Annotated in this window: 10 protein-coding genes and 1 pseudogene; 2 read left to right on the forward strand and 9 right to left on the reverse strand. The window is 75.4% G+C overall.

Features of this window, described 5'->3' with window-relative positions; genetic code table 11:
- The first annotated feature begins 27 nt into the window (after nt 1–27).
- A complete protein-coding gene (locus O7599_RS14400) occupies nt 28–498 on the forward strand; it encodes a carboxymuconolactone decarboxylase family protein (RefSeq protein WP_281622559.1) in 471 nt (156 codons plus the stop codon).
- 64 nt (nt 499–562) lie between these two features.
- On the opposite strand, the gene O7599_RS14405 is transcribed toward O7599_RS14400, so the two are convergent.
- The 7 genes and pseudogenes from O7599_RS14405 to O7599_RS14435 form a co-directional block, all read right to left on the reverse strand.
- On the reverse strand, nt 563–2674 hold the full coding sequence (locus O7599_RS14405) for a PsbP-related protein (RefSeq protein ID WP_281622560.1): 2112 nt from the start codon (nt 2672–2674) through the stop codon (nt 563–565).
- Between the two features lie 31 nt (nt 2675–2705).
- Nucleotides 2706–3395, reverse strand: a complete 690-nt coding sequence (locus tag O7599_RS14410) for a hypothetical protein (RefSeq protein ID WP_281622561.1) — start codon at nt 3393–3395, stop codon at nt 2706–2708.
- Entirely contained in the window at nt 3392–5032 is a 1641-nt protein-coding gene (locus O7599_RS14415) for a hypothetical protein (protein WP_281622562.1), read from the reverse strand. Before O7599_RS14415 ends, O7599_RS14410 begins: the two co-directional genes overlap by 4 nt.
- Nucleotides 5033–5300: 268 nt before the next feature.
- Complete coding sequence (locus tag O7599_RS14420; protein WP_281622563.1) at nt 5301–6299, reverse strand: malate dehydrogenase; 999 nt, start codon at nt 6297–6299, stop codon at nt 5301–5303.
- 197 nt (nt 6300–6496) lie between these two features.
- Entirely contained in the window at nt 6497–7903 is a 1407-nt protein-coding gene (locus O7599_RS14425) for an XRE family transcriptional regulator (RefSeq protein ID WP_281622564.1), read from the reverse strand.
- A gap of 111 nt (nt 7904–8014) precedes the next feature.
- Nucleotides 8015–8374, reverse strand: a pseudogene (locus tag O7599_RS14430) (DUF3017 domain-containing protein); the annotation flags it as partial.
- Nucleotides 8375–8397: 23 nt separating this feature from the next.
- The gene (locus O7599_RS14435) at nt 8398–9306 is read right to left on the reverse strand and encodes a bifunctional methylenetetrahydrofolate dehydrogenase/methenyltetrahydrofolate cyclohydrolase (RefSeq protein ID WP_281622565.1); all 909 of its coding nucleotides are present in this window, start codon (nt 9304–9306) and stop codon (nt 8398–8400) included.
- Nucleotides 9307–9417: 111 nt separating this feature from the next.
- Between O7599_RS14435 and O7599_RS14440 the strand changes: the two genes are divergently transcribed.
- Nucleotides 9418–10026, forward strand: a complete 609-nt coding sequence (locus tag O7599_RS14440; RefSeq protein ID WP_281622566.1) for a hypothetical protein — start codon at nt 9418–9420, stop codon at nt 10024–10026.
- Nucleotides 10027–10126: 100 nt separating this feature from the next.
- Here O7599_RS14440 and purH read toward each other — a convergent pair whose 3' ends face one another.
- Together purH and purN are read right to left on the reverse strand one after the other, a co-directional pair.
- On the reverse strand, nt 10127–11737 hold the full coding sequence (gene purH / locus O7599_RS14445) for a bifunctional phosphoribosylaminoimidazolecarboxamide formyltransferase/IMP cyclohydrolase (protein ID WP_281623384.1): 1611 nt from the start codon (nt 11735–11737) through the stop codon (nt 10127–10129).
- The gene (gene purN, locus O7599_RS14450; RefSeq protein WP_281622567.1) at nt 11712–12359 is read right to left on the reverse strand and encodes a phosphoribosylglycinamide formyltransferase; all 648 of its coding nucleotides are present in this window, start codon (nt 12357–12359) and stop codon (nt 11712–11714) included. Before purN ends, purH begins: the two co-directional genes overlap by 26 nt.
- Nucleotides 12360–12566 lie beyond the last annotated feature (207 nt).

Consider the following 12566-nt stretch of genomic DNA (forward strand, 5'->3'; position numbering starts at 1 on the left):
GGGATATGAAGACCTAGCGTGGGAGACATGACACAGCGTCTCGACATCTTCTCCCTCGCACCCGACCTCTACCGCGCCCTGGTCAGGATGGAACAGGCGGCCAAGAAGGATCTCGACCCGGTCGTCTTCGAGCTGGTGAAGCTCCGGGCGTCCCAGATCAACCACTGCGCGTTCTGCATCGACATGCACTCCAAGGACGCGCGCGCGGCCGGCGAGACCGAGCAGCGCCTGTACCTCCTGAACGCGTGGGAGGAGGTGCCGCATCTGTACACGGAGAAGGAGCAGGCGGCCCTGGCCCTGACCGAGGCGGTGACGGTGCTGACGGACGGGTTCGTCCCGGACGCGGTGTACGAGCGGGCGGCGGTGCACTTCGACGAGCAGGAGCTCGCGCGGCTGATCGGGGTGCTGACGGTGATCAACGCGTGGAACCGGATGGCCGTGACGAGCAGGACGAAGGCGGGGGACTACCAGCCGGGTCAGTACGAACAGCAGGCGTGAGCCGGCTGTTCGCCGTACGGACCGGGTAGACGTGGACGTGGTCGGCGGGGGATGAGGGGGCGCGTCAGACCCCGCCGGGCACCGGGCAGTCCGCCTCCGTGCAGAACGACTCCGCCATCTCGTCGACGATCTCCCGCTGCCGCGGCCAGTCCGCCTCCGGGCCGGAGACGAGGAGCGCGTACATCCTTCCGTCCGCGGTCTCGCGGTCGTGCAACAGGACGCGCCGCGGGCCGAGTTGCTCGTCGGTGTACGAGTAGTCGTACTCCGCGGCGGTGCCCAGGTCCGCCAGGTCGTTGCGCCGGTAGCCCTCGGCGTTCTGCTTGGTGGCTTCGATGATCTGCACCGCCTCGTACGGGCTGACCTCCTCGGTCACCTCGTAGACCTGGAGGAACGCGCCGTTTGCGAACGGCTCTTCATAGAAGACGGAGACGCCGTCGGTACGCCGCTGCCAGTCCTCGGGTACGGCGAGGGAGTAGCCGTCCTCGGTGGCGAGGACGTAGCCGGGCGGCACGGCGGGCTCCGAGGGGGACGGCGACGGCGATGCGGACGGCGGCGCGGAGTCCTCCCTCGGCGACTTCGGCTCCGCCGCGGCGCCGCGTTGCGGCTTCGCCGCCTTCTCGCCGTCGCCGTCTGTCTCTCCGCCGAACAGCAGCCAGCCGCCGGCGACGAGCCCGCCGGCGACGATCACTGCGAGCCCCACCACCGCCGCGACCACCCCGCGGCGCCGCGGCGGGCGGTCGTACCCGCCGCCGGGTTCGAAGCCGGGATACGGGGTGTGGCCGGCGGCGTGACCGGCGGCGTAGGGGTCGTACGCGGCGGGGTGGCCGTGGCCGTGGGCCTCTCCGTACGCCGCCGGGTACGCGGGTACGGGCGCCCCCGGGTAGTCGGGGCCGGACGCCGCCGGGTAGTCGGGTCCTGGCGGCGGGGTGGCCGACCGCGTCGGCAGGTCGGGCATGGCGGGCACCGGGCCCGGCGGCGGAGGCACCGCACCGGGCCACCGCTCCGCGCCCGGGTCGGGCGCGGTGGCGGGCGGCGGCGGCACCTCGGGGCCTCCCGACCAGTCGGGCGCGGTCAGCGGTGGTGCGGCGGCAGCGGGCTCCCCGGGCCAGTCGGGCGCGGTCGCGGGCGGTGGCAACGAGCCGGGGCCGGCGGGCAGGCCGGGTGCCGTGGACGGCGGTGGCCCGGCACCGGGGTCCGCCGATTCGCCGGGCGCCCCGGAGGGCCACGGGGGCGCGTCGGCCGCGGCTGCCGCGGCCCAGCCGGGCCCGGCGGACGGCGCCTCGGCGGTCCGGTCCTCCCACCACTCCCGCGGCGCCGCCGGCACCGCCGGCACCGCCGTGGTCGATGAGTCCGACGGCCCGTCGCCCCCGTCTCCGGTCGTCTCGTCGGCGCGGTCGTCAGACGCGGCGTCGGCGGGCGGGCGATCGCGGGGCCCGTCCGCCGCGGCGGGGATCTCGTCCTCCGGGCCCGGATCCGGCCGCGGCGGGTCCGCCGCGTCGGAGGCGGCCCCCGGAGTCTCGTCTTCCGGGGGCGTGGCCGTGGCGCCGACCGGGTCGGCCGCGCCTGCCCCGGGGGCCTCGACCACGGCGGGACGGCCGGATCCCGGCGTGTCGGCGCCGGCCGCCGCGGGCGTGCCGCCGGCCGCGGGGGTGCCACCGGCCGCGGGGGTGCCACCGGCCGCGGGGGTGCCGCCGGCCGCGGACAGTTCTCGGGCCGAGTCCGCCCGGTCCCGAACGGGCTCGGCGTCCTCGCCCTCCCCGGGCGCCCGGGCCGCCGGGTCCGAGGCTCCGCCCTCCCCGGGCCCCGCCGCCGGCACCGTGTCCTGTACCCCGCCCTCCGCGGGCGGCGGAATCTCCGCGGCGGCACCGGCGCCCTCGTCCTCCCCCGGCCGGACCTCCGCGTCCCGTACCCCTCCCTCCGCATCCCGCGGGGACCCCGCGGCGGTGTCGGGCGTCTCGTCTCCGGCGGGCTGATCCGGCACCTCCGGGGCCGGCACCCGCGGGGGCGGCTCGCCGGGTACGGCATCCCGCACCTCGTCCACCGGGGGCGCGTCCGGCAGCGGCGGCGGTGGGGTGGGCGGTGCCGACGGGGGCGGGGGCGTCGCCGGAGGTGGGGGGACCGCGGGTCCCTGCAGCCACTGCTGCGTGTCCTCGTCCCAGTACGACCCGGCGCTCATCCGTCTCTCCCCTGTCCCCCCCGCCCGGCTCTCAGCCGAGCAGCCGGCCGATCGACTCCAGCGCCGCCGCCGCGGCGGCGCTGCCCGTGGCGGCGATCTGGCCCAACTCCAGCCGGTCCCGCAGCCGTTCCAGCCGGGTACGGTCCCCGCGGCCGGCCCGCGCCTCGTTCTCCAGCTCGATCAGCTCCCGCTCGTCGGCGACGGCCGTCTCCGAGGGCGGCTGCGTCAGCAGCTCGGCCCGCAGCGCGCGGAGACTCGCCACCAGTGCCTCGGCGTCCGCCGGCGCGCCGAACCTTACCGAGGAGTCGACGGCCTGCGCCCGCAGCCCCTGGGCCGCGGCGCCGCCCGACATCGTGCCGATACTGATCCCTCCGGGCAAGGGCGGCGGCACAGCCGGCGGCGGAGCCACCGGCGCCGGGGGCGCCCCCGGGGCCACCGGCGCCGCCGGCAGGCCCGGCAGCCCCGGTACCTCCGCGCCGGCCGGCGCGGCCGGCCGCCGGCTGCGGTCCTCCGCGCGGGCCCCGTCCCCCGCGGCCACCGCGCCCCCGCTCAGGTGCCCGATCTGCACCCCGCCGCCGGCACCGGCCCCGTCCCGTCCTGCACCCTCGTCCCGTCCGGCACCCTCGTCCCGGCCGGCGCCCCCGTCCCGTACCGCCTCGTCGTCCCGCTCGTTCACACCCGGCCCCGCCTCTCCCCGGTCGTCCTCCGCCGTACCGCTCACGCCCCCGCCCCTCCCGCGTCGCTCCGCACCGTCGCCGTCGCCCCGCGGCCCGACGCCACCGCACCGCCGCTCATCGCGCCGATGTACACGCCGCCCTCGTTCACGTTGACGATGTACTGCTCGAACTCCCCCGTCTCGTATCCGCTTTCGCGCAGCGCCTCCGTCACCCCGCTCGCGATGCGGTCGCGGACCGTCTTCACGTACCGGCTCACGTCCATCGTCTGGAACAGCGAGAGGTCCGGCGACACCCCCAGTTCCCGCACCGACGTCCCCGGCCCCTCCCCCGGCAGCCGCGGCGCGTCGGCCAGCCACGTGCGGAACACCGACGCCACGGTGCCGAACAGCGCGACGACCGCCGTGATCGACGACGCCGGCGCGGCCAGCAGCGACCGGGCGAAGGTCCGCGCGCCGCCGCCGCGGGCGGCGAGGCGGTCGATCTCGCGGAACTCCGGGCGGACCGGGGGCAGGACGTGCGGCACGACCTCCAGCACGAGCATCCCGCCCTGCGTGTGCACCCGCACCAGGATCGTCACCACGACCTGCTCCGACCACGCGCCCACGCGGATGCGCAGGAAGTAGCGGCGCGCCTCGCCGCCCTCGTCGACCGAGCCGCCGACGTGCCTGTCGACGGTGGCGTCGTCGCGGCGCACGTCGCCGCGGTGCGGGGGCGGGGGGAGGTACACGAGGTGGGCGACCTCCAGGTCCTTCAGCCGGTCCCGGCTGTCGGCGGCGGTCGCGTCGCGCAGCGCCCCGAGCCGCGGCAGGATCAGCTCGACGACCCGGCGGCTGGTCAGCGTCTCGCCGGCGGGCGCCCCCGGGCGCCGCTTCAGCTCCACGGCCAGCGACCAGGGTTCGTACGGGATGCCGTAGCCGACGAAGGGGCGGTCGAAGTCGTAGACGGTGAGCCGCGAGTACTGCTCGTGGGCGATGGCCGCGGCGATCGGCTGGTACGGGTCCGCCGGCGTGGGCGGGGCCGCGCCGGGGAACCCGGCGGGGGACAGCTCGTCGCGCGCGATCCGCTCCGTCCAGATCCGGTGCATCCACACCGGCCACACCAGCAGCAGCGGGAAGACCACCGCCGTCCACGCGCCCTCTGCGAGCACGAAGAGGGCGAGGTACCAGTACAGGGCCATCTGGACATACGCCAGGACCCGCAGCGCCAGCCCGAGGGGGACGCGCCCGCGCCAGAGCCGCACGCCGCCGGAGCGCGGTCCCGCACCGTAGACGTCGAACCCGCCGCGCCCGCCGACCACGGCCGCGATCCACAGCAGGAGGCACGGTACGGCGTAGAAGAGCGCCCACACGCCCGCGTACGGCACGTCGCCGGCCAGCGTCGTGTCGCAGAGCACGAACGCGGCCCAGACCGCGAGCACCCACAGCGCCGTCATCGCCTCGCGGCCCCGGGAGCGCAGCGCGTGCCCGAGCACGGCGACGACGTCGATGCCGAGCGAAGGGGCGACCGTGCGCTCCCCGTGCTCGACCAACTCCCGCAGCACCCGGCGCCGGAACACCGGGTCCAGGTAGGTCCCGGCGCACAGCAGCCGGGTCGCCTCGCTGTGCCGGGGCGCCGCGCTCCCGGTGGTCACCGGCGCGGCGGGCGGCGGCACGGCCGCCGCCGCAACGTCTTCACTCTGCACCAACTCGTCCCCCAAGTCCGCTTTTCGAGTGAGACCGAGCGTAACGCTGGAGTAGCTCAGAGTCAGGCTTCTGTCAAGAATGTGCCCGTTCCGGTACCCCCGTCGGGGCCGGCCGGCCCCGGCCGGGGTACCGAGCAGGCTACGGGCGGTAGACCTGACGGCCCCTGGACTGCCCGCAGTTCGCCGTAACCGAACAACCCCGCACACGACGACCGCGGCGGGCCCTCCCGGAGGAGAGCCCGCCGCGGCGGAAGGACGTGGGGGGCGCTCAGATCAGCCCGAGGGCGCGTACCGCTTCGCGCTCCTCCGCCAGCTCCTGCACGGAGGCGTCGATGCGGGTCCGCGAGAACTCGTTGATCTCCAGCCCCTGCACGATCTCGTACGCGCCATCCGCGCAGGTCACCGGGTACGACGAGATCAGCCCCTCGGGCACGCCGTACGAACCGTCCGACGGGATGCCCATGGACACCCAGTCGCCCTGCGCGGTGCCGTTGACCCACGAGTACACGTGGTCCACCGCGGCGTTGGCCGCCGACGCCGCCGACGAGGCGCCGCGCGCCTCGATGATGGCCGCGCCGCGCTTGGCCACGGTCGGGATGAACTCGTCGGCCAGCCACTTCTCGTCGCCCACGACCTCGGCGGCGTTCTTGCCGGCGATCTCGGCGTGGAAGACGTCCGGGTACTGGGTCGCGGAGTGGTTGCCCCAGATCGTCAGCTTCCTGATGTCGCCGACCGCGGCGCCCGTCTTCTTCGCGAGCTGCGACAGCGCGCGGTTGTGGTCGAGGCGGGTCATCGCGGTGAACCGCTCGGCCGGCACGTCCGGGGCTGCGGCGCGGGCGATGAGCGCGTTGGTGTTGGCGGGGTTGCCGACGACCAGGACCTTGATGTCGTCCGCGGCGTGGTCGTTGATGGCCTTGCCCTGCGGCTTGAAGATGCCGCCGTTCGCCTCCAGCAGGTCGCCGCGCTCCATGCCCTTGGTGCGCGGGCGGGCGCCGACGAGCAGCGCGACGTTGGCGCCCGCGAAGGCGACGTTCGGGTCGTCGCTGATGTCGATGCCGCGCAGCAGCGGGAACGCGCAGTCGTCGAGCTCCATCGCGGTGCCCTCGGCGGCGCCGAGGGCCGGGGTGATCTCCAGCAGCCGCAGCTTGACCGGCACGTCCATGCCGAGGAGCTGGCCGGAGGCGATACGGAAGAGCAGCGCGTAGCCGATCTGCCCGGCCGCGCCGGTGACGGTGACGGTGACGGGGCTGTCGGGAGTGCGGGTCATGGTGATCTCTCCGATGAGGGGGCGCGACGTACGGGCTGGCGGGGCCCGGGCGGCCAAGGGCAGCCGTGCCCCCGGAGGTCAATCTATCGGACTGGCACGGAGTGCCCGGAGGGTGGCCCGGGTGGGCCGGGTCACGCGCGGGGCGGGGTGGTGCGGCCGGCGCGGGCGGGGACGGCGGGCGCGCGCCGTGCGCTCCGTTACGACGGCAGCGCGCCCTTCGTGCAGGCCGCGGTGCCGTCGGGGAGCTCCGCGCAGGCCCGTACGGTGTCCAGATCCTCCGCGACGACCATGGCCGTGTAGCCCTCGCTGGTGCCGGCCGACGCGTCCTGGCGGACCGGCTCCTCGCCGGGCACCTCGGCGAGGGCGGTCACGGTCGAGCCGGGCTGCGCGGCGGTGATCCGGGCCCACGCCGCCCGGCAGGGCGCGCTGTAACGGATCTCCAGGACCATGGTGCCGATGGTCGTCTCCGTGGTCGTACGGGCGAAGTCGCCGCCGCAGCCCATCTCGTCGGGGTCCTTGCCCGTGCAGTCGGCGCCGCGGCACTCCACGCCCTCGGGCAACTCCTCGGACGCGGACGGCGCACCGGATCGCGAGCCGGACGCCGAGCCCGCCGGGCCGGAGTCGGGCGGCGAGTCGCCGCGGGGCTGCTGCTCCTCGACGCCGGGGTCGGAGATCAGGCCGTGGCCGACGTAGGCGACGCCGCCGACGCTGCCCGTGAGGAGCAGCGTGACGAGGCCGGCGAGGAGCACGCGGCGCAGGTGCCAGTTCTGCCGGGCGGGCGCGGGCGGGGTTTCGGGGGCGGCGGAGGCGGGCGCCGAGAGGGTACGGGCGGGCCCGGCCGGTTCCGGCGCGGGGGCGCGGGCGGGGTCGGCGGGCGGGGTGGCGCGGGAGGTTGCGCGGAGCTTGGTGGTCTCGTCGATGTCCCGGACGGGGTCGGCGGCGTCGGGGGCGTCGGCGGGGTCGGCGGGGTCGGCCTCCGTGCCGGAGCCGGGGCCTTCGGTCTCTTCCGGTCTTGCCGTCCCCGGCGGCTCCTCCCCCCGTACCCGCCGCTCGGGCGGCGGCGGAGGCCCGGGGCGTACCGCGGAGCGCTCGGTGGCGTCAGGGCGTACGGGCCTCTCCGCACCCTCCGCCGCCCACCCGGTCCGCCCGCGTGCGGGTGTCTCGCCCGGCCGAGGCCCGTCCCCCGCGCCGGGTATCTCCTCGTCGCGCGGCCTGCCCCGGCCCAGGACCCCCCGCAGCCCCCGGCCCTGCCGGCCGGCGGCCGGCGGCGGGGCGTCGTCCGGGCCCAGCTCGGCCGCGCGCAGGGCCCGCAGCGCCGACCGGTTCCGCAGCTCCGCGCGGCTCCAGGCGCGGTCCGCCGCGCCCCACTCGATCATGAGCTGCTCGTCCTGCGCGTCCGTCACCTCCGCGAACGCGGCCACCGACTCCCACGACGGCATCAGCAGCCCGCCCAGGTACCGTTCCCACGACGACCTGCTGTACCCCGTGCGGTCCGCGATCTCGGCCACCGTCAGACCGCTGCGGTCGACCAGCCGGCGCAGGTGTGCGGCGAAGTCCCGTATCTGCGGGTCGAGATCCTCCGGCAGCTCCTTCCAGCGAGCCATCGCCCCTCCCTCGCCCCCCTCGGTCCCCGTGCCCCGCTCCCGCTCCAGCATCGCATCAGCCAGCACGGACGTGGAGATCCCGGGTGCCGGATGCGGCCCTGCCCGCGCCCGTCAGCGTACGGAGAAGTGGACCGCGTCCTCGACGAAGGGCACGTCGAGCCACGGGCCCGGCATCGCCACCAGCGCCAGCAGCACGATCGCCAGGCCCAGCACCCCGTACGTCACGATGTCGGTGAACCGGGACCGCACCGCCAGCATGCCCACCTCCGGCACCAGCCAGCGCAGCACGCCGCCGACGAGCAGCGCCCCGCCGACGATCAGCGTGCCCTCGCGGAACGGGCCCGCGGCCACGGTGACGAACCCGGCCGCCGCTATCGCCAGCACCAGGAGTATCGGCCACTGCCGTACCGGCGGCGGCGCCTGGCGGGAGGCCGCCCGGCCGCCGCCCTCGGGGCGTACCGTGCCGCGGGTCGGGAACGCCGTGCGGCGGGCCATCACGGCACCGCCGGCGCGGCCGTGCCCGCCCCGTTCGCCCCGGCGGCACCGGCGACGCCGGCCGCGACCTCCGCCGCCTCCACGACGTTGACCAGCAGCATCGCCCGCGTCATCGGCCCCACCCCGCCCGGGTTCGGCGACAGCCAGCCCGCGACGTCCGCGACGCCCGGGTGCACGTCCCCGACGATCTTGCCGCGCTCGTCGCGGCTGACGCCGACGTCGAGGACGGCCGCGCCCGGCCGGATGTCGGCCGGCTTGATCAGGTGCGGCGAGCCGGCCGCGGCCACGACGATGTCGGCCTGCCGCAGGTGCCCGGCGAGGTCGCGGGTGCCGGTGTGGCACTGGGTGACCGTGGCGTTCTCGGACTTGCGGGTCAGCATCAGCGGCAGCGACCGCCCGATGGTCACGCCGCGCCCGACCACCACGACGTGGGCACCGTTCAGCTCCACGCCGAACCGGCGCAGCAGCCGGATGCAGCCGTTGGGCGTACAGGGCAGCGGCGCGGGCTCGTTGAGCACCAGCCGGCCGAGGTTCGTGGGGTGCAGCCCGTCGGCGTCCTTGGCCGGGTCGATCAGCTCCAGCACCCGGTTCTCGTCGACGTCCCCCGGCAGCGGCAACTGCACGATGTAGCCGGTGCAGGCCGGGTCCTCGTTCAGCTCCTGGACGACCTCCTCGATCTGCGCCTGCGTGGCGGTCGCGGGCAGCTCGCGCTGGATCGAGGCGATGCCGATCTCGGCGCAGTCGCGGTGCTTGCCCGCGACGTACTTCTGGCTGCCCGGGTCGTCGCCGACCAGGAGGGTACCGAGGCCGGGCGTGACACCCCGGCCCTTGAGCGCCTGCACACGCGTGGCAAGCTCGGACTTGATCGCGGCCGCGGTGGCCCTGCCGTCGAGAATCTGGGCGGTCATGGGCCCATCCTCCCCGATGCTGCGGGTAACAGACCAATCAGCCGGTCTGGACAGCCGTCCTCGGGCCAGGTCAGTGTGTCAGTACGTCCCCATCCGCGGAAGAAGGGCACCGTGAGCCTCCCCGACCAGAACAACCCCTACGGCGGGCCCAAGGGCGCGCAGGAGCAGGAACAGCAGGCACCGCAGCAGCACGCGGCGCAGCAGCCGGCTCAGCAGCAGCAACAGCCGTACGGCTACCCGCAGTACCCCGCCGCCGGCCAGCCGTACCCCGCGTACCCGGGCGGCCCCGACCCGTACGGCGACGCCGGCTTCCCGACGAGCATCCCGGGCAAGGCGACCGCCGCCCGCGTCATGATGTTCGTCGCCGGCGGGCTGCAGTCCCTGCTCTCCATCCTGCTGCTCATCGGCATCGCGGTGGACAAGGAGCGCTTCGAGAGGGACTTCCAGGACAGCTCGGGCCTCGACGTCTCCGCCGGGGCCGTGGCCGTCGTCGTCGCCGTCTTCCTCGTGCACGGGCTCCTGGGCATCGCCCTCGCCTCGCTGTTCGGCAGGGGCGCGGGCGGCGTGCGCGTCGGCAGCATCGTGTGGCTGAGCTTCCTCATCCTCTTCGGTGCGGTGACGATCCCCCTGGGCCTCATCTGGGTCACGCTCGGCATCATCTCGATCGTGATGCTCGCGAAGCGCGAATCCGGGCGGTGGTTCGCCCGCCCCAGGTCGTGACGAGACCTTCGTGACGCGTACGACTTCGTGACGTGGACGAACGGAGCCCCGCCTGCGCCGGCGGGGCTCCGTTCGTCCGTGCGGGCGGGCGTCGGGGCCGTCAGTGGTAGAAGTGCCGTGCGCCCGTGAGGTACATGGTCACGCCCGCCTTCTGCGCCGCCTCGACCACCTGGTCGTCGCGGATCGACCCGCCCGGCTGCACCACGGCCCGTACCCCCGCGTCGAGCAGCACCTCCAGCCCGTCGGGGAACGGGAAGAAGGCGTCCGAGGCGGCGTACGCACCGGCCGCGCGCTCCGCGCCCGCGCGCTGTACGGCGAGCTTCGCGGAGTCGACGCGGTTGACCTGGCCCATGCCGACGCCCACCGTGGCGCCGTCCTTGGCCAGCAGGATCGCGTTGGACTTCACCGCGCGGCACGCACGCCAGGCGAACGCCAGGTCCGCCAGTGCCGCCGCGTCGAGACCCGCGCCCGCGGCCAGCGTCCAGCTTGCCGGGTCGTCGCCCGCGGCCTGGAAGACGTCCCGGTCCTGCACCAGCAGCCCGCCGTCGATGGGCCGGGACTCCCGCCCCCACCCCGGCGCTCCGGCGCTGCGCAGGATGCGGATGTTCTTCTTCCGCGTCAGTACCTCCAGCGCCCCGTCCTCGTACTCCGGCGCGACGACGACCTCGGTGAAGATCTCCGCGACCTGCTCCGCCATCTCCCGCGACACCGGGCCGTTGACGGCGATCACGCCGCCGTACGCGGACACCGGGTCGCAGGCGTGCGCCTTGCGGTGCGCCTCGGCGACGTCGTCGGCGACGGCGATGCCGCAGGGGTTGGCATGCTTGATGATCGCGACGCAGGGCCGCTCGTGGTCGTACGCGGCGCGGCGGGCGGCCTCGGTGTCGACGTAGTTGTTGTACGACATCTCCTTGCCGTGCACCTGCTCGGCGCCGGGCAGGCCGGTGCCGGAGCCGTCGGTGTAGAGGGCCGCGGCCTGGTGCGGGTTCTCGCCGTAGCGCAGCGGGTTCAGGCGGGTGTACGCGGCGCCGGCGAACTCCGGCGGGCCGTCGTCGGCGGGCGCGTAGTCGGCGGCGAACCAGTTGGCCACGGCCACGTCGTACGCCGCCGTGTGCTGGAACGCCTCCGCCGCGAGCCGCTTGCGCGCCGCCAGGTCGAAGCCGCCGTCGGCGACGGCCTTGAGCACCTCGTCGTAGCGCGCCGGGTTGACGACGACGGCGACCGACGGGTGGTTCTTCGCGGCGCCCCGGACCATGGACGGGCCGCCGATGTCGATCTGCTCCACGCACTCGTCCGGCGAGGCGCCGGAGGCGACGGTCTCGGCGAACGGGTAGAGGTTGCTCACCAGCAGCTCGAACGGCTCGACGGCCAACTCCGCGAGCTGGCGCCGGTGGTCGTCGAGCCGCAGGTCGGCCAGCAGCCCGGCGTGCACCCGCGGGTGCAGGGTCTTCACGCGGCCGTCCAGGCACTCGGGGAAGCCGGTCAGCTCCTCGACCTTGGTCACCGGCACTCCCGCCGCGGCGATGCGCGCGGCCGTCGAGCCGGTGGAGACGAGCGCGACCCCGGCCTCGTGCAGCCCGCGGGCCAGCTCCTCCAGGCCGGTCTTGTCGTAGACGCTGATCAGCGCGCGGCGCACCGGCCGCCGGGTGCCGGAAGCCGACGACCCTGGATTACTCACCGAAGTACTACTCACCGAACCGAACCTTTCGATCCTCTACGCGGTACCCGTCCCGGGCCAGCCGGCCCACGACGTCGACGAGCAGCCGCCGTTCGACTGCCTTGATGCGCTCGTGCAGCGCCTCGCCCCCGTCCCGGTGGTCCTCCTCGCGGACCTCGACCGCGCCCTGCGCGATGATCGGGCCGGTGTCGACGCCCTCGTCGACGAAGTGGACGGTGCACCCGGTGACCTTCACGCCGTGCGCGAGCGCGTCGCGCACGGCGTGGGCGCCGGGGAAGCTGGGGAGCAGCGCGGGGTGGGTGTTGACGAACCGGCCGCCGAAGCGGGCCAGGAACTCCTTCCCCACGATCTTCATGAACCCGGCCGAGACCACGAGGTCCGGCTCGTACGCGGCCGTGGCCTCGGTCAGCGCCCGGTCCCACTCGGCGCGGGTGGCGAAGTCCGGGACGCGGCAGACGAACGTCGGCAGCCCGGCGCGCTCCGCGCGCAGCAGCCCGGCGGCGCCGGCCTCGGCGGTGCGGTCGGCGCCGACCGCGACGACCTCGGCGCCGTAGGCGTCCGCCCCCTGCTCGGCGACGGCGTCGAGCAGGGCCTGCAGGTTCGTACCGGAGCCGGAGACGAGCACGACGAGGCGGGCGGGCGCATGCGGAACCACGGGGGATCTCTCTTCGGCGGGCGATTGTGCGTCCGTACGGGCCGCGAGACCCTGGGGTGCCAGGGGTCCCGGGGAGGGGCGGCGGACGTCTGCCACCATACCGGGCGTCCCCTGGCGGGGCCGCGCCAGGCCGGGCGGGGTAGCGTCTCCGGTAGCAGTTACGCGCGCTCGCGTATGCGCCCCGGCCGCGCGGGCAGACGACCTGAG

The sequence above is a fragment of the Streptomyces sp. WMMC500 genome, from assembly GCF_027497195.1.
Taxonomy (GTDB): Bacteria; Actinomycetota; Actinomycetes; order Streptomycetales; family Streptomycetaceae; genus Streptomyces.

Excerpts from the sequence above, each read along its gene's own strand:
- O7599_RS14435 (WP_281622565.1), bottom strand. The coding sequence starts at position 9,306 with ATGACCGCCCAGATTCTCGACGGCAGGGCCACCGCGGCCGCGATCAAG.
- O7599_RS14420 (WP_281622563.1), bottom strand. The coding sequence starts at position 6,299 with ATGACCCGCACTCCCGACAGCCCCGTCACCGTCACCGTCACCGGCGCG.
- O7599_RS14425 (WP_281622564.1), bottom strand. The coding sequence starts at position 7,903 with ATGGCTCGCTGGAAGGAGCTGCCGGAGGATCTCGACCCGCAGATACGG.
- O7599_RS14405 (WP_281622560.1), bottom strand. The coding sequence starts at position 2,674 with ATGAGCGCCGGGTCGTACTGGGACGAGGACACGCAGCAGTGGCTGCAG.
- O7599_RS14400 (WP_281622559.1), top strand. The coding sequence starts at position 28 with ATGACACAGCGTCTCGACATCTTCTCCCTCGCACCCGACCTCTACCGC.